We start from the raw sequence: 25,666 nt of genomic DNA, 5'->3' as shown, positions 1-25,666 counted from the left end.
TAGCCTTATTGCACGGTAAACTGACGACGGATTTTGCGCATCAGCAGGAACAGCCAGGGCCAGAGTACGCCGTCGACCACGCTATTCCAGAAAGTTTCCGGCCGGAAGGCGATGTTAATCACCAAAAACTCGGCCCAAAACACAATCAAATCCATCAATAACGAAAGCAGCATGACGATCAATGCCTGCTGCCATAATGCCATATTCCGAAACAGCTGGAATTTAAACGAAACCAGGTAAGCGACAATGCTTAAAGCCAGCGCCCGCACGCCCAGGGTCGATCCTAAGATCAGATCCATAATCATCCCGAGCACAAATCCGGTTCCCACGTTCACCCGGTGCGGTAGCGCCATCACCCAGTAAATCAGAAACAGCGTCAGCCACGAAGGGCGGTACATATAGATCTGTTCGGGCCACGGCATAATCTGCAACAGCATCGCGATAAGAAACGAGAGCCAGATAATCCAGTTGCCGTGTCGTCGGTAGCGATTCATTGACGTTCTCCCGGCGGCGTAACGACAGAGTCGGCGGCGGGCGGCGGCGGCCCCATCTCATCCGGAGAGGGCAGCACCTGAGGCATCATCTGCATCAGCCGCTCGTTCGCCACCCGGTGAACCTCGGCCGGCGGCAGCGCGGCGCCCGAATTCTTTTCTCCTCCCCACAGCAGCAGCAGATAGCGCAGCCGCTGCAAACCGGCGGTCGGGCGCGCCTGAATCACGGTATAGGCGCGCTGAGTATCGATTTTCACCGATGAAACCACCGCAACGGGATAGCCTTCAGGGAAACGCCCGCCCAGCCCGGAGGTCACCAGCACATCGCCGACGCGAATATCGGTGTTGTTCGGCAGGTGCTCCAATTGCAGATCGTCGGTACAGCCATTGCCGGCGGCGATCACGCGGATATCGTTGCGCAGCACCTGAATCGGCAGCGCGTGGGAAACATCGCAAATCAGCAAAATCCGGCTGGTAAACTGCCCGACGGCCACCACCTGACCCACGACGCCCTTGTCGCTGATCGCCGGCTGGCCTTCATACACGCCGTTTACCCGGCCTTTATCGATAACCACCTGATCGCTATAAGGATCGGTGCCGGCGGAAAGTACCTGCGTCACGATTTTTTGCTCATCCTGACGCAGCGGCGACCCCAGCAGTTCACGTAACCGGGCATTTTCGTGTTTGAGTTGTCCCAGCAACAGCAAATCGCTGTTTTTCATCAGCAGTTCCTGACGCAAGGCGGCGTTTTCCACCCCCAGCTGTTCACGCGTGGCCAAGGATTCCGACATATTATCCAGCACCTGGCGCGGACCATTGGCCAGAAAATAGAAAGGGCTGACCGCGGTATCCATATAGGCTCTGATGTGAACGAATGCGCCAAGCCGACTGTCGGCAATGATCACAAAAATCGCGGTAACGACAGCAAGGAAAAGTCGGAGTTGCAGGGAAGGCCCCCTGCTAAAAATCGGCTTCATAAAATTGCGTATTCCTCGACAACATAAAAACGCCCGGAGCGATTTTCAATCGTTGCGCCATATTGGCCCACGGGGACAGGCGCAAAACCCGTCATAAAAAACGTCGGGAACGTTTTTCAACGTCGTGCAGCGACGGCCCGAAGGGTGACGGGCAGGGACAGCCCGTCATAAAAAATCGCCCGGAGCGGTTTTCAACGTCGCGCAGCGACGGCCCGAAGGGTGACGGGCAGGGACAGCCCGTCATAAAAAAAGGGGCGGCCGAGCGGGATGAAAGATGTCCCCATTCATCCATTGGCGCCCCTTTCCCCTGGCCGGGTTACTCTTCGCTGAACAAGTCGCCGCCATGCATGTCGATCATTTCCAGCGCTTTACCGCCCCCGCGAGCCACGCAGGTTAACGGATCTTCCGCCACCACCACGGGAATGCCCGTCTCCTCCATCAGCAAACGGTCCAGGTTGCGCAGCAGCGCGCCGCCGCCGGTCAATACCATTCCGCGTTCGGAAATATCGGAGGCCAGCTCCGGCGGGCACTGTTCCAACGCCACCATCACCGCGCTGACGATCCCCGTCAGCGGCTCCTGCAACGCTTCCAGAATTTCATTGGAGTTCAGGTTAAAACCGCGCGGCACGCCTTCCGCCAGATTGCGTCCGCGCACTTCGATTTCCAGCACTTCGTCGCCCGGATAGGCCGAGCCGATTTCATGCTTGATGCGCTCGGCCGTCGCTTCACCGATCAGCGAGCCGTAGTTGCGGCGGACATAGTTGATAATCGCTTCATCAAAGCGGTCGCCGCCGATGCGCACGGAAGAGGAGTACACCACGCCGTTCAGGGAAATCACCGCGACTTCGGTGGTGCCGCCGCCGATATCCACCACCATGGAGCCGGTCGCTTCCGAAACCGGCAGACCCGCGCCAATCGCGGCGGCCATCGGCTCTTCAATCAGGAACACTTCACGCGCCCCGGCTCCTTGCGCGGACTCGCGAATGGCGCGGCGCTCCACCTGGGTGGCGCCGACCGGCACGCAGACCAGCACGCGCGGACTGGGGCGCATAAAGCTATTGCTGTGTACCTGTTTGATGAAGTGCTGCAACATTTTTTCGGTGACGAAAAAGTCGGCGATAACCCCGTCCTTCATCGGACGAATAGCGGCGATATTGCCCGGCGTACGGCCCAGCATCTGTTTAGCGTCATGGCCGACGGCGGCCACGCTTTTCGGCGACCCGGCGCGGTCCTGACGAATAGCGACCACCGAGGGTTCATTCAGTACGATGCCCTGCCCTTTAACATAAATCAGGGTATTGGCGGTACCCAGGTCGATGGACAAGTCGTTGGAAAACATGCCACGAAATTTCTTAAACATAACTAAAGGATAATCCTGCAAGCTGGGGGCGAAAAATAAATTCGCCTACTTTACCAACCACACAAAGCAGCGACAAGGCACGACAACGCTCTGCTTCGGTGAAAAAAGTCTGTGTTGCGCATATCGGTTGCAGAAAGGAGTACAGCCTGAAACGCCCTTCTTTAAATAGCAAGGCAGATTACCACTTTCCGCCTGGCGAAATCGCACTAACACAGGACATAAAATCTGACATTTAACCGGATTGCCGTTAATGTGAGCACACACTAACTTAATCAGCGGACGACTCATTCTACGTCAATTCGCGCTGGACTTTTACACTAAACACGATAGTGCGGTGAATATTTTTTCAGCTCATCGCTTACCGGTCGCGAAGCGGAAAAAAAATCGCCCTGCCCGCCGTAAACCCCTTTATCCAATAGCGTCCGCCATTCCGCTTTAGTGCGTACGCCGGCGGCGAAAACTTTGGTTCGGGTGCCTTTGCAAGCCTCGGTCAGGCTTTGTACAAACAGCTGATTTTCAGGGCGTTTTTCCAGGCTGCGCACCAAGCCGGGATGCAGCTTAATCATTTCCACCGGCAATAGCTTAATATAAGTGGTGCTTACCAGCGTCAACCCCGCCTGATTAACCGCCAGACGGCAGCCAAAAGCCAGGATCAAATTCAGCGCCGGACGTAAACGGCCGATATATTGACAGACGTCCGCCTCCGCAAGTTCAAATAAAATGCATTGCCGCTGTTTTTTCGGACATTGCATCAAGGTTTCCTGCAGCCAGCTTAGAAACGTCTTTTGCAAAAGTGAGTCCACACTAACCGGAATAGCCAGGGTCTCGCCCGGCCAACCGGCCGACAGCGCGATAATCCGGGAAACCATCTGCCGATCGTAGCTCGCCGTCAGCCCCAACTGCCGCACCGGCGGCATAAATTCCGCCGCCAGCAACTCCTGCCTGCCGTCGTAGATGCGGCTCATCATTTCACGGTGATGCACCACGCCCTCCCGGGTAACCGCCGGTTTTTGATAGAGCCTGGGACCGCCGCGGGCCAGGGTCTGTTCCAGCAGCGTACGCCATTTCACGCTGCCGCGGCCCTTGTCCGGCACCTGCCGGTCGAAAACGGACCAGCCGTTGCCGCCCTGCATCACCGCGTTGCGCGTGGCGTCTTCCACGCTTTCCATCACCTGTTCGGGACTCTGTCCGCTACGGTAGGCGCAAATACCGATATGCAGAATATCCTCGCGATCGATTAGCGGCGTGGTCGGCAATATATCAATGGCCTTTACCAACTGCGCCGCAATATTATCCGCTTCCTTCAGCGTACAGTGCGGCAATAGCACCGCGAAATCGCTGTTGAAATAACGGGCCAACAGCGCGGACGGATAGCGCATCACGAACGTCGAGAGCAAATTCACCATGGTAAAGCTGTATTCCTGGATTTCGCCGCCGTAGCCGTGCGTCTCCTGCAGGGTTTCAAAATCAGGCAGACGAATCATCATCACAATGCCGTGGGTGCCGACGTTTTCAATATCTTCCAGCTGCGTCGTCAATTGGTTATCAAAAAACAGGCGATTGTTGAGGCCGGTTTCCGCATCCTGAGCCGCAAAGGCCCGAATCAGGGTATCAACCCGGCTGCGCGCCTCCCGCGCTTCGATCAGATCGACCAGCAGTTGGTCGATGGCGCCGCTGGCGTTCACCGGCCATTCGCGCGCGGATCCCTGCATCACGGACTCGCGTTCGCCGTTCAGAATGCGTTTGGCCCGCGCCTCAAGCTCTTCCTGCCCGGCGGTTTCATGGCGTAGCCAGCGAATAAACAGGTACAGCATCAGCGCCAGCAGACAGATGGCCAGCGACACCGACGACGTAGACATCAGGAAGTGCGACACGCCGATCAAGGGGGCGGCGTAGGTGGCGCCGATCGCCATGTCCAAATGATGCATCAAAGGCAGCCGGGCGTCATGGTACACGGGGGCGCGCTCATCATCCGCCTCCGGCAGGCGTACCGAATACAGCACGGCGTCGGCATGACGGATCTCCAGCGCCACGATGCCGGCGGTTTTCATCATCGCCGGCAGCCAGTAGCGGATATTTTCAGGTGACTGCACCAAAAGCGCCTGATCGATGCTGGCCGCGACCTCGTTCAACTGCTGAGCCGAGCGCTGCTGGCTATAATAAAAGAGGCTGAATACGCTGCTGAAAAAGATCAAAACCACGGTTAACACCGCCAACAGCGTCATGCGTATGGTGAATCTGGTGGTAAATCCCATCCCTGCGTTCGGCTCCCGATAAGTGTCGTTGCTGAAGATTTATTGCCTGTTATCACCCCGTATACTACCTGTTCCAACTAGAGTCGCCATACGATCGCGCGCCTTTTTATCGTTACGCCTTACGGATTCGCCTGTTACACCCTGCAAAAAACTATTTTCCCTAACCGTTGGCGGTTTCCGCCTCAGCTCATCTATACATTAAGTAAAGCGCAGGCTCTCACTTATCCAGCAGGCGGTATCCCCATGCAGAAAAACCGCAAATTGACGGAGGCCGACGTCACGCCGGAAGCCGTTTTCCACCAGCGCCGCAGCCTGTTAAAAGCGCTGGGCGTCACCGCCGCCGCCCTGTCGCTGCCGACGCCGGCGCAGGCGGATCTGCTCGCCTGGCTTAGCGGCGGCGATCGTCCCGCCGCGCCGCCGGGCAGGCCACTATCCTTTACCCAGCCGGAGATGTGGCGGCTTAAGGCGCCGCTCACGCCGGAGAATAAGGTGACGGGATACAATAATTTTTATGAGTTCGGCATGGATAAGGCCGATCCGCAAGCCAATGCCGGCGGGCTGAAAACCCAGGAATGGCAAATCCGCATCGAGGGGGAGGTCGCCAAGCCCCTCACGCTGGATATCGACGACCTGCTTAAACGCTTCCCGCTGGAAGAGAGAATCTATCGCCTGCGCTGCGTGGAAGCCTGGTCGATGGTCGTGCCCTGGGTCGGGTTTGAGCTGGCGAAGCTGATCAAATTTGCCGAACCCAGCGGCAATGCCCGCTATATCGCCTTCCAGACGCTCTACGATCCCGAGCAAATGCCGGGACAGAAGAACGCCTTCCAGGGCGGCGGGCTCGACTACCCTTATGTGGAAGGGCTGCGGCTTGATGAAGCGATGAACCCCCTTTCGCTTCTGGCCGTCGGCGTATACGGCAAAACGCTGCCGCCGCAAAACGGCGCGCCGATCAGGCTGATCGCGCCGTGGAAATACGGCTTTAAAAACATCAAATCCATTGTGCGCATCCGCTTTACCCGCGATCGTCCGCCGTCCACCTGGAATCTCGCGGCGCCCGACGAATACGGTTTTTACGCCAACGTAAACCCGCACGTGGACCACCCCCGCTGGTCGCAGGCGACGGAGCGGGTCATCGGCCCCGGCGGTATCCTGGACGTGCGGCGACAGCCGACCCTGCTGTTCAATGGTTACGCCGATCGGGTCGCTTCGCTGTATCGCGGCCTGAACCTACGGGAGAATTTCTGATTGACGACGACCGGGATAACCGCCGTATGCGGCTGACGCAGCAAAGCCTGACATGGCTGAAGATCGCGCTTCATCTGGCGGCTTTTTTACCGCTGCCGTGGCTGGTGCTGGCGGTCGAACAGGGCTGGCTCAGCGCCGATCCGGCGAAAGATATTCAGCATTTCACCGGCCGGATGACGTTGAAACTGCTGCTCGCCACGCTGTTCATCGCGCCGCTGGCGCGCTACGGCAAACAGCCGCTGCTGATGCGCTGCCGGCGCCCGCTCGGTCTGTGGTGTTTCGCCTGGGGAACGCTGCACCTGGCGAGCTACGCGCTGCTGGAACTGGGGTGGAGCCACCTGCGTTTATTGGGCGAAGAGCTGCTTTCCCGCCCCTATTTAACCCTTGGGATCATCAGTTGGCTGATTCTATTGGCGCTGGCGCTGACATCTCCCCGGATGGTGATGCGTAAGTTGGGATCCCGCTGGCAGAAACTGCATAACCTCGTCTATCTGGTCGCAATTCTGGCGCCGATCCACTATCTTTGGTCGGTCAAAACGCTCTCGCCCCAGCCGCTTCTCTATGCGCTGCTGGCGCTGCTATTGTTACTATTACGTTATGAGAAATTCCGTCGGTGGCGGCGATAGACTTCCCCCTCCGCGGCCGGCGATAACGGGCCCGAACCGGACGCCGGTTGAATATCTCCGCAGATAAGCGCAGTAATTAGCTGCTAATTGCGACGAAATGGTTATAATGCCCGGCCTTGTTTCCCAGCGGCGGACAATTTACATCGCGAAAGGTGACAAACGAATGGCTTCGCGCTATTTTGTGCGACACTGTTTTTTCAATCTGGGTTAATCGCGGGAGATCGCAGCACAATGGCGGAAAAATTTCACATTTTGCTCTTGAATGGCCCGAACCTGAATCTGCTGGGCGTCCGTGAGCCGGATAAATACGGCACGACAACGTTGGCGGAGATTGTTAGCAATCTGGAAACACAGGCGCAGGCGTTGGGCGTGCGGTGTTCTCATCTGCAATCCAATGCGGAGCATGAGCTGATCGACAGAATTCATCAGGCCAGAGGAAACACGGATTTTATTTTAATTAATCCGGCGGCATTCACCCATACCAGCGTCGCGCTGCGCGACGCTTTACTGGCGGTCGCCATCCCGTTTATCGAAATTCATCTGTCCAACGTGCATGCGCGTGAGCCTTTTCGGCAGCACTCCTATCTCTCCGATGTCGCGGTAGGGGTGATTTGCGGCCTTGGGGCGGATGGTTATAACTATGCTTTACAGACGGCGGTAAAACGCCTGTCTACCTCCAATTAAACAAAAGAGTACGGAACCACATCAATGGATATTCGTAAAATCAAAAAACTGATCGAACTGGTTGAAGAGTCCGGCATCGCCGAACTGGAAATTTCCGAAGGCGAAGAATCAGTACGTATCAGTCGCGCCCCGGCGGCGCCGAGCTACCCGATGATGCAGCAGGCCTATGCGCCGGCGATGCAACCGCAGCCCGCGTTGGCCGCCGCCGTCGCCCCTGCGCCCGCCGTAGCCGAAACCGCAGCGGCGCCGGCCGCCATCAGCGGACACATCGTCCGTTCGCCAATGGTCGGCACTTTCTATCGTACCCCGAGTCCCGATGCGAAAGCATTTATCGAAGTGGGCCAGCAGGTCAATGTCGGCGACACGCTATGCATCGTCGAAGCCATGAAAATGATGAACCAAATCGAAGCTGACAAAGCGGGCGTCGTCAAAGCGATTCTGCTCGACAACGGTCAACCGGTTGAATTTGACGAGCCGCTGGTTGTCATCGAATAACGGGGCTTACCATGCTAGATAAAATCGTTATCGCCAACCGCGGAGAGATCGCGCTGCGTATTTTGCGTGCCTGTAAGGAATTGGGCATCAAAACCGTCGCCGTTCACTCCAGCGCGGATCGCGATCTGAAACACGTACTGCTGGCGGATGAGACCGTGTGTATCGGTCCGGCTCCCTCCACCAAAAGCTACCTGAATATCCCGGCTATCGTCTCCGCCGCGGAGATTACCGGTTCCGCCGCCATACACCCCGGCTACGGCTTCCTGTCGGAAAACGCCGATTTCGCCGAACAGGTTGAGCGTTCCGGCTTTATTTTCATTGGCCCGCGCGCCGAAACCATCCGCCTGATGGGCGACAAGGTCTCCGCCATCAACGCCATGAAAAAGGCCGGCGTTCCCTGCGTGCCGGGCTCCGACGGCCCGCTGGACGGCGACATGGAGAAAAACCGCGCCTTCGCCAAACGCATCGGCTACCCGGTGATCATCAAAGCCTCCGGCGGCGGCGGCGGCCGCGGCATGCGCGTCGTGCGCAGCGATAAAGAGCTGGAACAGTCCATCAATATGACCCGCGCGGAAGCCAAAGCGGCTTTCAACAACGACATGGTCTATATGGAAAAATACCTGGAAAATCCGCGTCACGTGGAGATCCAGGTATTGGCCGACGGCCAGGGCAACGCCATTTATCTGGCCGAACGCGACTGCTCCATGCAGCGCCGCCACCAGAAAGTGGTGGAAGAGGCGCCGGCGCCCGGCATCACCAGCGAACAGCGCCGGTTTATCGGCTCGCGCTGCGCGAAAGCCTGTATCGATATCAACTATCGCGGCGCGGGTACGTTCGAATTCCTGTACGAAAACGGCGAGTTCTACTTTATTGAAATGAACACCCGTATTCAGGTGGAGCACCCGGTTACCGAAATGATTACCGGCGTGGACCTGATCAAGGAGCAGCTGCGCATCGCCGACGGTCAGCCGTTATCCATCAAACAGGAAGACATTCAGGTTCGCGGCCACGCGGTGGAGTGCCGCATCAACGCCGAGGATTCGAATACCTTCCTGCCAAGCCCGGGCAAAATCACCCGTTTCCATGCGCCGGGCGGCTTCGGCGTGCGTTGGGAATCGCATATTTACGCCGGGTACACGGTTCCGCCCTATTATGATTCCATGATCGGGAAATTGATCACCTATGGCGAAACCCGCGAAGTGGCGATCTCGCGCATGAAGAACGCGCTGGCGGAGCTGATCATCGACGGCATCAAAACCAACGTAGAGCTTCAGATGAAGATCATGGACGATGAAAACTTCCAGAAAGGCGGAACCAATATCCACTATCTGGAGAAGAAACTCGGGTTACAGTAAATATAGCTACCGAGCTCCCTGCTATCGCTCCGTGAAAGGCCGGTGAAAACCGGCCTTTTTAATTTTTTGCCGATTCCGGCGGAACAAGTCAACCGCCCAGGCAAATTTTCCGGTTTGCTCGTTGCAACGCGATGACGCCGGCTTCTATGGGGGAAAAATGGACATTCGTTTTCTTCAGGCTCACCGAGAGGCCCGCTGGGCGATGGGCCTGACGCTGGCTTATCTGGCCGCCTGGATTTTTACCGCTTATCTGCCCGATAACGCTCAGGGGATTACCGGGCTCCCCCACTGGTTTGAAATGGCCTGTCTGCTGCTGCCGCTCGTCTTTACCCTGCTGTGCTGGCTGATGGTGCGCTTCGTCTTCCAGGATATTTCACTGGAGAATGACGATGCAAAGTGAAGTGCTGCTGCCGCTGCTGGGCTATCTGCTACTGGTTTTCGGGCTGTCGGTATACGCCTATCGCCGGCGGCAGGCCGGCAACTTTCTGAATGAGTATTTTCTCGGCGGACGCTCGATGGGCGGCTTTGTGCTGGCGATGACCCTTATCGGCACCTACGTAAGCGCCAGCTCGTTTATCGGCGGTCCGGGCGCGGCCTACAAGTACGGCCTGGGCTGGGTGCTGCTTTCTATGATCCAGCTTCCCACCATGCTGCTGTCGCTGGGCATTCTGGGCAAAAAGTTCGCGATCCTCGCCAGGCGTTATAACGCCATTACGCTCAACGATATGCTGTACGCCCGCTACGGCAGCCGCCTGCTGGTGTGGTTAGCCAGCCTTAGTCTACTGGTCGCGTTTATCGGCGCCATGGCGGTGCAGTTTATCGGCGGCGCGCGCCTGCTGGAGACCGCGGCCAATATTCCCTACGATATCGGTCTGCTGATTTTCGGCGTAACCATTGCGCTGTATACCGCTTTCGGCGGTTTTCGCGCCAGCGTGTTGAATGACGCCATGCAGGGCATGGTGATGCTGCTGGGCACGATCATCTTGCTGGTGGGGGTCATCCACGCCGCGGGCGGTTTGCACAGCGCGGTGGATAAGCTTCAGTCTATCGACCCGGCGCTGATTACGCCGCAGGGCAGTAACCATATTCTGTCGATGCCGTTTATGGCCTCGTTCTGGGTGCTGGTGTGCTTCGGGGTCATCGGCCTGCCGAATACCGCCGTGCGCTGCATCTCCTATCGCGACAGCCGGGCGCTGCACCGCGGCATTATTATCGGCACCATCGTCATCGGCATCCTGATGCTGGGAATGCACCTCTCCGGGGCGCTGGGGCGGGCGATTATGCCCGATTTGACCATCCCGGATCAGGTATTGCCCGCGCTGATGGTGTCCGTTCTGCCGCCGCTGGTCGCCGGGATATTCCTCGCCGCGCCGATGGCGGCTATTATGTCCAATATCAACGCCCATCTGCTTCAGGCGTCGGCCACCATCATAAAAGATCTCTATCTCAGCGTGCGCCCGCAGCAAATACGCAATGAAAGGCATATCAAGCGCCTTTCCAGCATGACGACCCTGTTGCTGGGATTACTGGTGCTTATCGCCTCCTGGCGCCCGCCGGAGATGATTATCTGGCTGAATCTGCTGGCCTTCGGCGGGCTGGAGGCCGTGTTCCTCTGGCCGCTGGTGCTGGGGCTTTATTGGCAGCGCGCCAACGCCACGGGAGCATTGTGCGCGATGCTCGGCGGCGCGGGCTGTTATACGGCGCTGGCCGGTTTTAATCTTCAACTGGCGGGCTTTCACCCGATCGTGCCGGCGCTGACGCTAAGCCTGCTGGCGTTTATTATCGGCAACCGCTTCGGACGCAGCGTGCCCGAACCGGCCGCCGCCCCGACTTCACTTAAAATGTAATTAGAGACTGCTATGCCGTGGATTCAACTAAAAATAAATACCTCCGGCAGCCATGCCGAACAACTGGGCGACGCGCTGATCGATAGCGGAGCCGTATCCGTTACGTTTCAGGATACGCACGATACGCCCGTCTTCGAACCGCTGCCCGGCGAAACCCGACTATGGGGCGATACCGACGTCATCGGCCTCTATGACGCGGAAACCGAAATGGCGGGAGTTATTGCGGCGCTGGAGCGGGAACCCCTGCTGGGCGCCGGATTCAAGCATAAAATCGAACAGTTGGAAGATAAGGACTGGGAACGCGAATGGATGGATAACTTTCATCCCATGCGCTTCGGCGAGCGGCTTTGGATCTGCCCGAGCTGGCGCGACGTACCCGATCCGACGGCGGTGAACGTGATGCTCGACCCGGGTCTGGCCTTCGGCACCGGCACCCACCCCACCACCGCCCTGTGCCTGCAATGGCTGGACGGTCTGGACCTGCAGGGCAAAACCCTCATCGATTTCGGCTGCGGCTCCGGCATATTGGCCATCGCCGCGCTGAAGTTGGGCGCCGCCCGCGCCATCGGCATCGACATCGACCCGCAGGCGATTCAGGCCAGCCGCGACAACGCGCAGAGAAACGGCGTCTCCGAACGTCTGGAGCTCTACCTGCCGCAGCAGCAGCCGGATGGCCTGCGCGCCGACGTAGTGGTCGCCAACATCCTCGCCGGCCCGCTGCGTGAACTGGCGCCGCTAATCAGCGAGCTGCCGAAGGCCGGCGCCCATCTCGGCCTGTCGGGCGTTCTGGCCACCCAGGCCGCCGACGTGGCCGCCGCCTACCAGGAGCAGTTCCAGCTCGATCCGGTGGCGGAGAAAGAGGAGTGGTGCCGGATTACCGGTATCCGTAAGTAGGGTTTAAAACGCGCGGAGAGAGTCATCGGGCTATCTCCGCGCGTTGGCCCACCTCATCCCTGCGGTAACGGGCGGCGGCGCCTCTTACCGCCATTCGGCGCTTCCCTGATGCCTCGCCGGACAGTACGTCAGCCCTCTTCCCTTTAAACATCGAGAGCGTCGCTTCAGACAATCCCGCCCTCTCTGTTTCACGGCTCAAAGCGATCGGAATCGTCCGTTTCTGACCATTTTTTTTATCTGCGCCTTAACCATTTGAAATGTAGGTGTATCCTCAATGCCTCATCAAACTGCCATCGGCGTCCAAACCGATGGAGGATATTGTTTTAAATGGACGACAAAATGAAATACACACTACTCGCCGCCTTGGCATTTACCGCCTGCTTTTCACTGCACGCATCCGAACACGCCCACTGGAGCTATGAGGGGCAGGAATCGCCCGCGCACTGGGGCAAACTCTCTCCCGACTTCTCCCTGTGCGAGACCGGTAAGAACCAATCGCCGATTGATATTCACGGCGCGCTGAAAACCGCCCACGATGACCTAAAACTGTCTTATCAAACCGGGGCGCAGCATATCGTCAACAATGGCCATACCATCCAGGTGGACGTCAGCGCGGGCAATACGCTGACGATAGACAACGATACCTTCACGCTCCAACAGTTTCATTTTCACGCCCCCAGCGAAAACGAGATCGACGGCAAAACCTTTCCGCTGGAAGCGCATTTTGTCTACCGGGATCCCCAGGGCGCGCTGACGGTCATGGCGCTGATGTTTGAACAAGGCGAAGCCAATCAGGAGCTGGAAAAAGCCTGGCGGCAGATGCCGTTAACCCTCAATGCTCCCGCGCAGTTAACCGCGCCGCTGGATATCGGGGCGCTGATCCCATCGGCGGAACGGCGGAATTACTACCGCTTCAGCGGTTCGCTCACCACCCCGCCTTGCTCCGAGGGCGTCCGCTGGCTGGTGCTGGATAAAACGGCCACGATTTCGGCGGCGCAGGTGGCCAAATTCGCCGCGGCCATTCATCACGCCAATAATCGCCCGGTGCAACCGTTAAACGGCCGCGTTATCGTTAATTAATCTTGCCGCTTTGCCCGTTTCTCCCGGCCGGTTCCGGCCGGGGGTTGATGGCTTGCCGCGTTATGGTGCAAAAATTTATCGCTGCTCTTGGTTTATTGACAACGCAATCCGCTGCGAATAGCGAAGATCGTCGTTACTCCTGCTGAATCACCGCGATTTATAGATAAATTGCCATGCGGCAGGAATATTTTCCTGAGCAAAAAAAACTCACAAAAAACTAAAACTCATTGTTAAATATAGATAATATTTTCTTCTGGCAGAAGGAAACAGGTTTTCTTCGTCCGCCTTCGGCGAATTGGTCAAAGTTTGGCCTTTCATATCACGTAAAAAATGCGTAATATACGCGCCCTTGCAGACACAGTATGGTCACTCTTTGTCTATGCGCATTGGACAATTTCAGCTAACTAATCGCCTGATAGCAGCCCCGATGGCTGGCATTAGCGATCGCCCGTTCAGAGCTCTCTGCCATGCGATGGGCGCTGGAATGAGCGTATCCGAAATGCTGATTTCCAATCCGGAAGTATGGCGCTCGGATAAGTCGCGTCTGCGCATGGCGCATAGCGATGAACCCGGTATCAGGGCCGTGCAGATAGCCGGCAGCGATCCGGATGAAATGGCTGTCGCAGCGAGAGTCAATACGGATTTCGGCGCGCAGATCATCGACATCAATATGGGGTGCCCGGCGAAGAAGGTGAACCGCAAGATGGCAGGATCCGCATTATTGCAGCATCCGGATTTGGTCAAACAGATCCTCTCGGCGGTCGTGAAGGCGGTAGACGTACCGGTAACACTAAAAATCCGTACCGGCTGGGCGCCGGAGCACCGTAACTGTGTAGAAATTGCCAAATTGGCTGAAGACTGTGGCATTCAGGCTCTGACCATTCACGGACGCACGCGCGCGTGCCTTTTCAATGGCTCGGCGGAATACGACAGCATTCGGACAGTTAAGCAGGCCGTTTCCATTCCCATTATTGCGAATGGCGACATTACTGACCCGCATAAAGCCAGAGCGGTTCTTGATTACACCGGGGCGGACGCCCTGATGATAGGACGAGCCGCTCAGGGAAGACCCTGGATCTTTCGGGAAATCCAGCATTATCTGGACACGGGGGAGCTGCTGCCGCCAATGCCGCTGGCAGAGGTCAAGCGCTTGCTGATCGAACATATACGGGAATTGCACGACTTTTATGGTCCAGGCAAGGGATTCCGTATAGCTCGTAAGCACGTATCCTGGTATCTCCAGGAGAACGCCCCCAACGACCAGTTTAGGCGCACATTCAACGCCATTGAGGATGCCAGCAAGCAGCTGGAGGCGTTGGAGGCATACTTTGAAAATCTTGCGTAAACAGAAAAAGAGCTGACAGAACTATGTTCGAACAACGCGTGAATTCTGACGTACTGACCGTTTCCACCGTAAACTCTCAGGCACAGGTAACCCAAAAACCCCTGCGCGACTCGGTTAAACAGGCCCTGAAAAACTATTTTGCTCAATTAAATGGTCAGGACGTTAGCGACCTGTATGAGCTGGTATTGGCTGAAGTTGAACAACCCCTGTTAGACATGGTGATGCAATACACCCGCGGCAACCAAACCCGCGCGGCGCTGATGATGGGTATCAACCGCGGTACTCTGCGTAAGAAACTGAAAAAATACGGCATGAACTGATTCACCGCCGTATCTGATTGATTCGAAAAGCGCCTGCCGGAAACGGCAGGCGCTTTTTGTTTATGTGCGGGGTGAAGCGGGCAAACCGGCGCGCGCCGCAGGTTTGCCCGCTCAGGTGATATCCACCTCCACCCACAGCGCAGCATGGTCGGAAGCCCCGGTGTCCCATGACGTCACGTCAGGCAATGGCGTAACCGGCTCCGCCCCTTCCTTAGCGGCAATCTTATCAATGTCATAAATTCCCCGGCGCTCAATGCCCCACGCGGTCACCGCCCGCCGCAGCGGCGCGGAGAGAAAAATATAGTCCAGCTGATTCAACCGGGAGCCCTTTTTCCCTGCGGAAAAATAGTAGGTGTAACGCTCGGTTTCCGGGAGTTGCGGATCGACCACCGGATGAAGCTCCGGCAGGGAAAACAGCGGCGATAAACTTTGCAAGGGATTGGAGGAATCCTCGTTCAAGTCGCCGAGAATAACCACATAATCCTTTTTCAGATCGTAAGTTTGCCGCGCAATTTCCGCCACCCGTTCGCACTGATCTCGGCGCCTCTCCGCGCCCCGTTTCCGCTGCTCCTCCGTCTGCCCGCTCTGGCTTTTGAAGTGATTGCACAAGATAAAGAGCGGCTGTTTAAGCCCCGCATCGAGCGTCACTTCAAGGCAGTCGCGGCTGAAAACCGGATCAAAGCGTCTGCCGGCGTCAAAAATGTGCGTGCGCAGCTGGGTTATGCGATAACGAGTCAGACAGGCGACATCAATGCCGCGCGGATCGTTCGGGCTATCGATCATAACGAACTGGTCAAACTTATCTTTTCCCAGCACCTGGCTGTTGAAGTCGCGCAGCACCCCCATATTTTCCACCTCGACGGCGCACAGAATATCGGCGTTGAGCATAGCGATAACTTTACCGGTATTCTTACGCTGCCGATCGCTGAATTCCTGCGGCTTGAATACTATTTCGCCTATCCAGTCCCCGCGGCCGCGGCAGCTTTTATTAATTCTGAATCCCGTTTCGCCCCGCTCCTTTTTCCATCTTCCCAGCGATCCGCCGTCGGTACGGATATCCAGATAAGGGCGCAGCGTCCGGGAAATATCGAACACCTTATCTTTCAACGCGTCATCATAGCGGGAGCGATCCAGCAATTGCTGAAGCTGTCCGACCCGTTCTAATAACCTGTCGATCTGTTGAGAATCAGGGAGATTGAGGATGGCGGCGCGATGGAACAGATTCTCTACGTTATAGCTGGCGATGCGAATCTTCATGGTTTTCTCCTCGAACGGCGCGTAACGAAAGCAGCGATCTCCATTGAGGATAGAGGCGCATTGTGACAAACGGATAGCGCTTCCCGCGGGAGCGAATCAGCGCAGCGCGCCCTGGCGGCAAAATACTTTTATCATGAAAGATTATCCTCTATTGCCGCGCGGCAGGAATGAAAGAGTTTCCGTTACGCTTACCAGGCCGCAGGGATTCCGCCATCGGCGTCCGAAACAGAGAATCTGCTCCCCAAACTCAAAATAAAAATAAATTACTGATAAAAATAAAAATAAACTCTTTACACGTCATGACGGCCGGACGGCCTCGCCAACGTAACCACAGATATCGCATGTCATCCCTGTCGTATTCCGCTATCTATGCCATCACTCATTTCTTTTATTTTAAACGTAAAATCTTTCGAAATGTGATCTGTTTAAAATTTAAAAACCGTATTTAGATATATTTTTAGTCCCACTTCAACAAAGCAACCGTCGTCGGTACCAACCAAAGGAAACAGGAGAGCATAATGATAGAGGTCATCACCCACGGGGCTGAGTGGTTCATCGGCCTGTTTCAAAAAGGAGGGGAAGTATTTGTCGGGATGGTCACCGGCATACTGCCTTTACTGATTAGCCTACTCGTTATTATGAACGCCCTGATCGTATTCGTCGGTCAGGATCGGATCGAGCGTCTGGCGCAACGCTGCGCCGGTAACCCGATCTCCCGCTATCTGTTGTTGCCGGTTATCGGCACGTTCGTCTTTTGTAACCCAATGACGTTAAGTCTGGGCCGCTTTATGCCGGAGAAATACAAGCCCAGCTACTACGCCGCCGCTTCCTATAGCTGCCACTCAATGAACGGCCTGTTCCCTCATATCAATCCCGGGGAGCTGTTCGTCTATCTCGGTATCGCCAGCGGTTTGACGACCCTCGGCCTGCCGCTGGGGCCGCTGGCGGTGAGCTACCTGCTGGTCGGTATGGTGAGCAACTTTTTCCGCGGCTGGATCACCGATCTGACCACCACGCTATTTGAACGCAAAATGCGCATCCAGCTTGACCGTCAGGTTCAGCTGTAACGGGGAACACCATTATGAATAACGTGATTCGTATCGAAAAAGGCGAAAGCGGCTGGGGCGGCCCGCTGCTGATAGAAGCCGCGCCGGGTAAAAAGATCGTCTATATCACGGCGGGAACGCGTCCGGCTATCGTCGATCGTCTGAGCGAACTGACCGGCTGGCCGGCCGTCGACGGCTTTAAAGAGGGCGAACCGCCGGCGGAGGAGATCGGCGTCGCCGTTATCGACTGCGGCGGCACGCTGCGCTGCGGCATTTATCCCAAACGCCGGATCCCGACGATCAATATCCATTCAACCGGCAAATCGGGCCCGTTGGCGCAGTTCATCGTGGAAGACATTTACGTCTCCGGCGTGCGTGAAAAAAACATTCAGCCGGTGGCGGCGCCGGAGGACACGACGCCGCCGTCACGAGAAGGAGCCGAAAGCGGCCCGGCATCCCCCGGAGTGGGACGGAATTACGACAGCAGCAAAAAAATCACCGAACAGAGCGACGGCCTGCTGGCCAAGGTCGGCATGGGCATGGGTTCGATCGTCGCCGTATTTTTCCAGGCCGGACGGGAAACCATTGATACCGTTCTGAAAACTATCCTGCCGTTTATGGCCTTCGTCTCGGCGCTGATCGGCATCATCATGGCGTCAGGCCTGGGCGACGCCATCGCCCATAGCCTGACCCCGCTGGCGAATAGCCCGGTCGGGCTGGTCACGCTGGCCCTGATTTGCTCATTCCCCCTGCTCTCTCCGTTCCTGGGGCCGGGGGCGGTGATCGCCCAGGTTATCGGCGTACTGGTCGGCGTTCAGATCGGACTGGGAAATATTCCCCCGGCCCTGGCGCTCCCCGCCCTGTTCGCCATTAACGCCCAGGCATCCTGCGACTTTATCCCCGTCGGCCTGTCGCTGGCGGAAGCGAAACAGGACACCGTACGCGTCGGCGTGCCTTCCGTACTGGTGGGCCGCTTTCTTACCGGCGCGCCGACCGTACTGCTGGCCTGGGTGGTATCCGGTTTCATCTATCAATAACGATTTTGGGAGTCGGTATGAACACGGTTTTTCAAACGGTATTTACCCGTATTGGCGACAACGCGCCCGAAGCGCTGATTGAAGACATGATGATCACCTTCCGCGAAGGCGCGCCGGAAGAGATCGAATCATTCTGCTTTATCCACCGGCATGGCGATGTGCGCGGCGACCTGCGCGCAGGCGACACGCTGATGCTCTCGGACCGGGCCTATCCAATTACGGCGGTAGGCTCGGTGGCGACGCAAAACCTGCGCGAGCTGGGCCATATCACCATCCGGTTCGACGGCGCCGCCGAGGCGGAATTTCCAGGCTCCCTGCACGTTGCGGGCGCGACGCCGGCAGATATCAAAGTCGGCAGCAAATTAACGATTTTTTCTTAAACACTAGGTGGGAGATGCATATGAAACAGGTTGCGGTAGTCATCGGCGGAGGACAGACCCTCGGTGCGTTCCTGTGCGAAGGCCTGGCCGACGCGGGTTATCAGGTGGCGGTGGTTGATTTAAACCTGCAGCACGCCATGCAGGTAGCGGAGAAAATCAATGCGCAATACAGCGCGGGATGCGCCTGCGGTTTCGGCGCCGACGCCACCGATGAGGAGCAGGTGGTACAATTGGCGCAGGCGGTCGACGCCCGGTTCGGCCAGGTTAATCTTTTGGTCTATAGCGCGGGCGTCGCCAAGGCCGCGCCCATTACCCAGTTCCGTCTCAACGATTTCGATCTCTCTTTGCAGGTTAATTTGGTGGGATATTTCCTGTGCGCGCGCGAGTTCGCCAAGCTGATGATCCGCGATGGCCTGTCCGGGCGCATTATTCAGATTAACTCTAAATCCGGGAAAGTGGGCAGCAAACACAATTCCGGCTATAGCGCGGCCAAGTTCGGCGGGGTCGGGTTGACGCAGTCGCTGGCCCTGGATTTGGCGGAGTTCGGCATTACCGTCCATTCGCTGATGCTGGGCAACCTGCTGAAGTCGCCGATGTTCCAGTCATTACTGCCGCAGTACGCCAAAAAGCTGGGCATTCGACCGGAAGAGGTGGAGCAGTATTACATTGATAAAGTGCCGCTAAAACGCGGCTGCGATTATCAGGATGTGCTGAACACGCTTCTGTACTACGCCAGCGACAAAGCCTCTTACTGCACCGGTCAGTCGATTAATATTACCGGCGGGCAGGTCATGTTTTGATAAGCCTACGGCCTCCGGCTCAACGCCGGAGCGACACAGGAGATGAATAATGACGTCTGCATCGCTCTTGATCGCATGCGCGGTCTGCGCCTGGCTGCTGCAAATCGCCCTCGGCTGGCGGCAGTTGCGCCGCTTTAATCAGGCGTTCGACGCACTCTGTCGTCAGGGATACAGGGTCGGCGTCGGCCGCGCCGCGGGAAGGTTCAACGCCAGAACCATCGTGGCGCTGGCGTTTGATGAGCAGGATCGCCTGCGTGACGCTTTTATCATGCGCGGACTCACCGTCTTTGCGCGTCCGCGCCAGATGAAGGAATGGATCGGGTTAAAAAGAGAGCAGCTGGCGCCAAGTGTGATCTTTCCCATAGAACCCGCCTGCCGGGCCGCGCTTTCATTGGCGATTGAAGCGAAATAATGATATTTTCATTTTAAAAGACATTTTCTTTCATTTGGCGCTGTTTTTATCCGCCAAAGCATACAGGGAATGACTATACCCACGATATTTCAATCGGTAGCAAGCGGTAACACATACGCCGGCGGCCTGAAAGATAAAGGGGATAAATGAGCATATCGGATGGACATCGCGCAATGAAACCAAAACAGCGCCAGGCGGCAATCCTGGAATACCTACGCACCAATGGCAAAACGTCGGTGGAGAGTCTCGCCGGCCGCTTTAACACAACGGGAACGACAATCCGTAAAGACTTAACCGCGCTGGAAGAGGAAGGCGCGGTGATTCGAACCTATGGCGGCGTAGTGCCGAGCCGGGAAGAGGGCGATCAGCCCATCGACCGTAAAACGCACATCAACACCGCCAAGAAAAAGCAGATTGCCCGTAAAGCCGCCACGCTGATCAATGACGGCGATTCGCTGATCTTTGATGCCGGCAGCACCGTACTGCAAATGGTGCCGTGGCTGATGCAGTTCAACAACATTACCGTTATGACCAACAGCCTGAGCATCGTCAATGAGCTGGTTGAGTTGGATAACGACCAGACCATCCTGATGCCCGGCGGGACCTACCGTAAAACCTCGGCGTCATTCCACGGCAGCCTGGCGGAAGCCGCTTTCTCCCATTTTAGTTTCGATAAGCTGTTTATCGGCGCCGACGGCGTGGATTTGCATGCCGGCGTAACCACCTACAATGAGCTGCACGCCGTAAGCCAAGCCATGTGCCGCGCCGCGCAGCAGCTGATCCTGCTGGTGGACTCCTCAAAATTCGGCCGCAAGAGCCCGAATGTGGTCTGTGAACTCAGCGCCGTCGATATCCTGATTACCGATAGCGGCATCAATCCCGACTACCTCGCGGCTCTCAGAGAAAAAAACATTAACGTGATCGTGGTAGGAGAGAGCGATGAATGAGCGTTTATTGACCTTTGCCCGTGAAACACTGGAAATCGAAATCACCGAGGCCCGGAATATGCTGGCCCGGCTGGATACGCGCTTTGTCGACGCCTGCATGCTGCTGCTGGCATGCGCGGGCAAGGTCGTGGTTTCGGGAATGGGGAAGTCCGGCCATATCGGCAAGAAGATCGCCGCCTCGTTGGCCAGCACCGGCACGCCGGCGTTTTTTGTTCACCCGGCGGAGGCGCTGCACGGCGACCTGGGCATGATTAGCCCCCAGGACGTGGTGATATTCATCTCTTATTCAGGCCGGGCGCAGGAGCTGAACGTACTGCTGCCGCTGCTGGCGGAAAGTCATATTCCGGTTATCGCCCTGACCGGCAACGCGGAGTCGCCCCTCGGCCTGGCCGCCAGCTGCGTACTGGATGTCGGCGTAACGCGCGAGGCCTGTCCGATGGGGCTGGCGCCCACGTCCAGCGCGGTGAATACCCTGATGATGGGCGACGCGCTGGCGATGGCCCTGATGCGCCACCGGGGTTTCAGCGCCGAGCAGTTCGCGCGCTCGCACCCCGGAGGAAGCCTAGGCGCCAGGTTGCTTAACCGCGTTCACCACCTTATGCGCAGCGGCGAGCGCCTGCCTCGCGTTGAGCAAACGGCGAGCGTGATGGACGCCATGCTGGAGCTGAGCCGTACCGGGCTGGGGCTGATTGCGGTCTGCGACGCCGACGATCGGGTGGCCGGCGTATTTACCGACGGCGATCTGCGCCGCTGGCTGGTCAAAGGCAACCCGCTGAATAGCGTCATCACCTGCGCCATGACCCGCCCCGGTTACCGGTTACCCGCGGAGTGGCGGGCGGTCGCCGCGCTGGAAGCCCTGCACGAACAGCATATATCAGCCGCGCCGGTGGTAGACGGCGAAGGCAAATTGGTCGGCGCGATAAATCTGCACGATCTGCACGCGGCCGGTGTCGCCTAGCGACTTAAAACCCATTCTTCCCCCGCTTCGCCGCCGGCCGGCCTAGCGAAGCGCATGACTATATTCAGTTCTGATATAACCCATCGCGCAATGTAATTTATAAAAATAAATCTTCTCGCGTAGATTCATTATTCATAAAAGTTATAGATCGCATGATGCTCTCACCACAGGAACCGATCACAATGAAAAAATTGCATTTTGCCTTACTGAGCGGCGTACTGCTGGCATCCAGCGCCCTGGCGCAGGCCCAGAGCGATGACCTGGCGGCAATAAAATCCGCCGGCGTGATTAAATTCGGCACGGAGGGCACCTATGCGCCCTATACCTATCACGACAAATCGGGTCAATTGGTTGGTTTCGATGTGGATATTGGCCGCGCGGTCGCCGAAAAGCTTGGCGTAAAAGCCCAGTTTATCGAGGGCCGCTGGGACGGTCTTATCGCCGGCGTGGACGCTAAACGCTACGACGCCGTCATCAATCAGGTGGGCGTAACGAAAGAGCGTCAGGCTAAATACGATTTCTCCAAACCCTATATCGATTCGAAAGCCGTACTGATCACCCGTGCCGATAACGCCGCCATCAAAGGCTTCAACGACCTGCAAGGCAAAAAATCCGCGCAAAGCCTGACCAGCAACTATGCGCGGCTGGCCACCGGCTACGGCGCGGAGCTCGTCCCTACCGACGGGTTTAATCAATCGTTGGATCTGGTGCTCAGCGGCCGCGCCGACGCCACGCTGAACGACAACCTGTCTTTCCTCGATTTTAAAAAGCAGAAGCCGAATGCTAACGTCAAAGTCGTCGCCACATCGGCGACGGGAGAACCGTCGGCCATCTTAATTCGCAAAGGGCAAGCGCCGTTAGCGGACGCCTTAAATAAGGCGCTGGATGCAATTAAAGCCGACGGCACCTATAAAACGATAGCCGTACGATATTTTGGCGAGGATGTGTCCGAGTCCCAATAACGCGCCTTTAGCGGAGACATTTTGCATGCCGGCTTGGCTACAGCTGATGGCGGACTCTTTCTGGAGTCTGCTGTCTGCGGGGCTGAAATTCACCGTCCCGCTTGCCGTTCTTTCCTTTATCTTCGGTCTGGCCGTCGGCGTTATCGTCGCCCTGATCCGTCTTTACGCGCCTAAGCCGCTGAAATGGCTCGGCGATTTTTATGTCTGGGTTATCCGCGGCACGCCGCTGCTGGTACAGCTGTTTCTCATTTTCTACGGGCTTCCCAGCGCCGGCATTACCCTGGATGCGTTCCCCGCCGCCCTAATCGGGTTTACGATCAGCGTTGGCGCCTACAGTTCGGAGATTGTCCGCGGCGCAATACTGTCCGTGCCCAAAGGCCAATGGAGCGCCGCTTACTCTTTGGGAATGAATGGCGCTCAGGCGATACGCTGGGTCATATTTCCACAGTCGGTATTCGTTTCGCTACCGCCGTTATCCAACACCTTTATCTCCCTGATCAAGGATACATCGCTTGCCGCGGTGATTACCGTTCCCGAGATGTTCCTCTCCGCGCAGCGCATTGTCTCCGTCACTTACGAGCCATTGATTCTTTACGTCGAGGCGGCGCTGATCTATCTGCTGTTCAGCACGGTGCTGAGCCAGCTGCAGGTGAAGCTCGAAAAGTATTACCGCCGCCATACCGTGCAATAATTCCCGCGCGGCTCGATTGCCGCACGCCCTCATCCTTTTTTATGCAAGAGACGGGTACAATAGTCCGCAGCGCCTCCCCATAAAAAGATACCGAAATAGTTTACGCGGTATAATTTATATATTACTCAATAAGTTAAACAAATCATGCTGCTGATTATCGATAACTACGACTCCTTTACCTATAACCTGTATCAATATTTTTGTGAGCTAGGCGCAGAAGTCTTGGTCAAACGGAACGACGAACTGACGCTGGATGATATCGAACGGCTTGCGCCATCGCGGCTGGTCATATCTCCCGGCCCCTGCACTCCGGATGAAGCGGGTATTTCACTGGCCGCTATCCGCCATTTTGCTGAAAAATTACCGATACTCGGGGTTTGTCTTGGACATCAGGCGATGGGACAAGCGTTCGGCGCCCGCGTTATCCGGGCCCGACGGGTCATGCACGGTAAAACGTCATCGATACAGCATAGCAATACGGGCATTTTCACCGGGTTATCTCGGCCTTTAACGGTAACGCGCTACCACTCGCTGGTGATCGAACCCGCGTCTCTCCCCGACTGCTTTGCGGTAACCGCCTGGAGCGAGCGAGATGGCGAACGTGACGAAATCATGGGAATCCGGCACCGTTCACTGCCATTAGAGGGCGTCCAGTTTCATCCTGAAAGCATTCTCAGTCAGCAAGGACACCAACTTTTGGATAATTTTCTTAAAATAGAGTCAGATAGGAAATAAATTTTCTTTCAGGACGATAAAACATTGCCTGAAATTGATTTTTTATGCATATTTATTGACTATATTTTCATTCAACAGTTATTGATATCGGAGCGTGCAGGCAGATGGCAACAGATAAAAAAGCAGTAACTCGGGAAACATTCGACAAAGTTATTTTGCCGGTTTATGCACCAGCGCAGTTTGTGCCAGTAAAAGGGAAAGGGAGCCGGGTATGGGATCAGCAAGGACGAGAATATATTGATTTCTCCGGCGGTATTGCCGTTACCGCGCTGGGGCACTGTCATCCGGCTCTAGTCGCCGCGCTGCAACAACAGGGAGAAAAGCTATGGCATACCAGCAATGTTTTCACTAATGAACCCGCGCTGAGCTTGGCCGGTAAGCTGATTAACGCAACCTTTGCCGATCGCGTATTCTTTGTTAACTCCGGCGCCGAAGCAAACGAAGCGGCTTTCAAGCTGGCGCGTCACTACGCGATTAAACGCCACAGCCCGTATAAAACTAAAATCATCGCATTTTATAACGCATTCCATGGACGTACGTTATTTACCGTATCCGTCGGCGGACAGGCGAAATACGCGGATGGTTTTGGGCCGAAACCCGCCGATATCGTCCATGTTCCTTTTAACGATCTGGCCGCGGTAAAAGCCGTGATGGACGACCACACTTGCGCCGTCGTACTGGAACCGGTTCAGGGCGAAGGCGGCATTACGCCAGCGACGCAGGAATTTATGCAGGGCGTGCGCGAACTATGCGATCGGTATAAAGCGCTGTTGGTTTTCGACGAAGTGCAGTGCGGGATGGGACGTACCGGTAAATTGTTCACCTATATGCACTATGGTATCGTCCCGGATATTCTGACGACGGCCAAGGCACTGGGCGGCGGTTTCCCGATTAGCGCCATGCTGACCACCGAAGAGATCGCATCGGTTATGAGCGTTGGCGTGCACGGCACCACTTATGGCGGCAATCCGCTGGCCTGCGCCGTAGCAGAGGCCGCATTAGACACCATCAATACGCCCGAAGTGCTGTCGGGCGTATCCGAGCGCCACGATCTGTTTGTGAACGCATTAGAAAATATTAATCGGCAGTATGGCATCTTCGAGCAGATTCGCGGCATGGGGTTATTACTGGGCGCGGAGCTGAAGTCGCAATGGCATGGGCGGGCACGCGACTTTTTAACCGCGGCGGCAGAGCATGGCGTGATGATATTGAACGCGGGCCCCAATGTGATTCGCTTTGTGCCTTCCCTGGTAATCGATGCCAAAGATATCGAGCAGGGAATGGCGCAGTTTGCCAAGGCTATCGAACAGGTGGTTAACGCCGCCGGCTAATACGCGGATTAAGAAGGTTTTCCCCATTCCTCAGGCCTTGGCGTCTCGCCGGGGCTTTTTTATCACCCCTTCCGCAACGCCAAAAGCTCCGACACCATCTTGGCATAAAAAACAGAAAGCCCCATGCTTGCGCATG

The 25,666-nt window shown here is 56.6% G+C and carries 27 protein-coding genes; 22 read left to right on the top strand and 5 right to left on the bottom strand.

Annotated elements, in window-relative coordinates:
* Positions 1-5 precede the first annotated feature (5 nt).
* From mreD to csrD, 4 genes are all read right to left on the bottom strand, one after another.
* A complete protein-coding gene (mreD, locus tag VSX58_RS07635) occupies positions 6-494 on the bottom strand; it encodes a rod shape-determining protein MreD (RefSeq protein WP_327614654.1) in 489 nt (162 codons plus the stop codon).
* A complete protein-coding gene (gene mreC, locus VSX58_RS07630; protein ID WP_327617567.1) occupies positions 491-1,468 on the bottom strand; it encodes a rod shape-determining protein MreC in 978 nt (325 codons plus the stop codon). Before mreC ends, mreD begins: the two co-directional genes overlap by 4 nt.
* A gap of 316 nt (positions 1,469-1,784) precedes the next feature.
* Positions 1,785-2,828 (bottom strand): rod shape-determining protein MreB, encoded by a 1,044-nt coding sequence (gene mreB / locus VSX58_RS07625; protein ID WP_009114770.1) that lies wholly within the window; start codon positions 2,826-2,828, stop codon positions 1,785-1,787.
* A gap of 317 nt (positions 2,829-3,145) precedes the next feature.
* Complete coding sequence (gene csrD, locus VSX58_RS07620) at positions 3,146-5,083, bottom strand: RNase E specificity factor CsrD (protein WP_327617566.1); 1,938 nt, start codon at positions 5,081-5,083, stop codon at positions 3,146-3,148.
* A gap of 243 nt (positions 5,084-5,326) precedes the next feature.
* Between csrD and msrP the strand changes: the two genes are divergently transcribed.
* The 11 genes from msrP to fis all read left to right on the top strand — a co-directional run bounded on the left by msrP (position 5,327) and on the right by fis (position 14,974).
* The gene (gene msrP / locus VSX58_RS07615; RefSeq protein WP_327617565.1) at positions 5,327-6,328 is read left to right on the top strand and encodes a protein-methionine-sulfoxide reductase catalytic subunit MsrP; all 1,002 of its coding nucleotides are present in this window, start codon (positions 5,327-5,329) and stop codon (positions 6,326-6,328) included.
* Between the two features lie 26 nt (positions 6,329-6,354).
* On the top strand, positions 6,355-6,954 hold the full coding sequence (gene msrQ / locus VSX58_RS07610) for a protein-methionine-sulfoxide reductase heme-binding subunit MsrQ (RefSeq protein WP_327617564.1): 600 nt from the start codon (positions 6,355-6,357) through the stop codon (positions 6,952-6,954).
* A gap of 231 nt (positions 6,955-7,185) precedes the next feature.
* Positions 7,186-7,638, top strand: coding sequence for a type II 3-dehydroquinate dehydratase (gene aroQ, locus VSX58_RS07605; protein ID WP_327614659.1), 453 nt, complete (start codon positions 7,186-7,188; stop codon positions 7,636-7,638).
* Between the two features lie 24 nt (positions 7,639-7,662).
* Complete coding sequence (accB, locus tag VSX58_RS07600) at positions 7,663-8,133, top strand: acetyl-CoA carboxylase biotin carboxyl carrier protein (protein WP_327614660.1); 471 nt, start codon at positions 7,663-7,665, stop codon at positions 8,131-8,133.
* 11 nt (positions 8,134-8,144) lie between these two features.
* A complete protein-coding gene (gene accC / locus VSX58_RS07595) occupies positions 8,145-9,488 on the top strand; it encodes an acetyl-CoA carboxylase biotin carboxylase subunit (RefSeq protein ID WP_327617563.1) in 1,344 nt (447 codons plus the stop codon).
* A 157-nt stretch (positions 9,489-9,645) separates the two neighbouring features.
* Positions 9,646-9,888, top strand: coding sequence for a YhdT family protein (locus VSX58_RS07590; protein WP_327617562.1), 243 nt, complete (start codon positions 9,646-9,648; stop codon positions 9,886-9,888).
* Positions 9,878-11,335 carry a sodium/pantothenate symporter gene (gene panF / locus VSX58_RS07585; RefSeq protein WP_327617561.1) on the top strand — a complete coding sequence of 486 codons (1,458 nt, stop codon included), beginning with the start codon at positions 9,878-9,880 and terminating at the stop codon, positions 11,333-11,335. Before VSX58_RS07590 ends, panF begins: the two co-directional genes overlap by 11 nt.
* Before the next feature lie 12 nt (positions 11,336-11,347).
* Positions 11,348-12,229, top strand: a complete 882-nt coding sequence (gene prmA, locus VSX58_RS07580) for a 50S ribosomal protein L11 methyltransferase (protein ID WP_327614664.1) — start codon at positions 11,348-11,350, stop codon at positions 12,227-12,229.
* A gap of 339 nt (positions 12,230-12,568) precedes the next feature.
* Positions 12,569-13,309 (top strand): carbonic anhydrase, encoded by a 741-nt coding sequence (locus tag VSX58_RS07575; protein WP_327617560.1) that lies wholly within the window; start codon positions 12,569-12,571, stop codon positions 13,307-13,309.
* Positions 13,310-13,688: 379 nt separating this feature from the next.
* Positions 13,689-14,654, top strand: a complete 966-nt coding sequence (dusB, locus tag VSX58_RS07570) for a tRNA dihydrouridine synthase DusB (protein WP_327617559.1) — start codon at positions 13,689-13,691, stop codon at positions 14,652-14,654.
* Between the two features lie 23 nt (positions 14,655-14,677).
* Positions 14,678-14,974 (top strand): DNA-binding transcriptional regulator Fis, encoded by a 297-nt coding sequence (gene fis, locus VSX58_RS07565; RefSeq protein WP_005975342.1) that lies wholly within the window; start codon positions 14,678-14,680, stop codon positions 14,972-14,974.
* A gap of 111 nt (positions 14,975-15,085) precedes the next feature.
* On the opposite strand, the gene VSX58_RS07560 is transcribed toward fis, so the two are convergent.
* Positions 15,086-16,231: an endonuclease/exonuclease/phosphatase family protein gene (locus VSX58_RS07560; RefSeq protein ID WP_327617558.1), complete on the bottom strand. Its 1,146-nt coding sequence runs from the start codon at positions 16,229-16,231 to the stop codon at positions 15,086-15,088.
* 518 nt (positions 16,232-16,749) lie between these two features.
* Here VSX58_RS07560 and srlA point away from each other — a divergent pair.
* From srlA to argD, 11 genes are all read left to right on the top strand, one after another.
* Complete coding sequence (gene srlA / locus VSX58_RS07555; protein ID WP_327614667.1) at positions 16,750-17,298, top strand: PTS glucitol/sorbitol transporter subunit IIC; 549 nt, start codon at positions 16,750-16,752, stop codon at positions 17,296-17,298.
* A 14-nt stretch (positions 17,299-17,312) separates the two neighbouring features.
* Positions 17,313-18,314 (top strand): PTS glucitol/sorbitol transporter subunit IIB, encoded by a 1,002-nt coding sequence (srlE, locus tag VSX58_RS07550; protein ID WP_327617557.1) that lies wholly within the window; start codon positions 17,313-17,315, stop codon positions 18,312-18,314.
* A gap of 17 nt (positions 18,315-18,331) precedes the next feature.
* Positions 18,332-18,694 (top strand): PTS glucitol/sorbitol transporter subunit IIA, encoded by a 363-nt coding sequence (gene srlB, locus VSX58_RS07545; protein ID WP_327614669.1) that lies wholly within the window; start codon positions 18,332-18,334, stop codon positions 18,692-18,694.
* A gap of 20 nt (positions 18,695-18,714) precedes the next feature.
* Positions 18,715-19,494: a sorbitol-6-phosphate dehydrogenase gene (srlD, locus tag VSX58_RS07540; RefSeq protein WP_327617556.1), complete on the top strand. Its 780-nt coding sequence runs from the start codon at positions 18,715-18,717 to the stop codon at positions 19,492-19,494.
* Positions 19,495-19,543: 49 nt separating this feature from the next.
* Positions 19,544-19,906 (top strand): transcriptional regulator GutM, encoded by a 363-nt coding sequence (gene gutM, locus VSX58_RS07535; protein ID WP_327617555.1) that lies wholly within the window; start codon positions 19,544-19,546, stop codon positions 19,904-19,906.
* Positions 19,907-20,079: 173 nt separating this feature from the next.
* Positions 20,080-20,853, top strand: coding sequence for a glucitol operon DNA-binding transcriptional repressor SrlR (gene srlR / locus VSX58_RS07530; RefSeq protein WP_327614672.1), 774 nt, complete (start codon positions 20,080-20,082; stop codon positions 20,851-20,853).
* A complete protein-coding gene (gene gutQ / locus VSX58_RS07525; RefSeq protein ID WP_327617554.1) occupies positions 20,846-21,811 on the top strand; it encodes an arabinose-5-phosphate isomerase GutQ in 966 nt (321 codons plus the stop codon). The genes srlR and gutQ overlap by 8 nt, the downstream gene beginning before the upstream one ends.
* Positions 21,812-21,993: 182 nt before the next feature.
* Entirely contained in the window at positions 21,994-22,773 is a 780-nt protein-coding gene (locus VSX58_RS07520; protein WP_327617553.1) for an amino acid ABC transporter substrate-binding protein, read from the top strand.
* Positions 22,774-22,798: 25 nt separating this feature from the next.
* A complete protein-coding gene (locus tag VSX58_RS07515; protein ID WP_327617552.1) occupies positions 22,799-23,464 on the top strand; it encodes an amino acid ABC transporter permease in 666 nt (221 codons plus the stop codon).
* A 144-nt stretch (positions 23,465-23,608) separates the two neighbouring features.
* Positions 23,609-24,199: an aminodeoxychorismate synthase component II gene (locus VSX58_RS07510; protein WP_327617551.1), complete on the top strand. Its 591-nt coding sequence runs from the start codon at positions 23,609-23,611 to the stop codon at positions 24,197-24,199.
* Positions 24,200-24,303: 104 nt separating this feature from the next.
* Positions 24,304-25,530 carry a bifunctional acetylornithine/succinyldiaminopimelate transaminase gene (gene argD, locus VSX58_RS07505; protein WP_327617550.1) on the top strand — a complete coding sequence of 409 codons (1,227 nt, stop codon included), beginning with the start codon at positions 24,304-24,306 and terminating at the stop codon, positions 25,528-25,530.
* Positions 25,531-25,666: the final 136 nt, after the last annotated feature.

Source organism: Brenneria populi (genome assembly GCF_036016195.1).
Classification (GTDB): Bacteria; Pseudomonadota; Gammaproteobacteria; order Enterobacterales; family Enterobacteriaceae; genus Brenneria; species Brenneria populi.
This window is presented reverse-complemented; position numbering and strand designations above follow the sequence as displayed.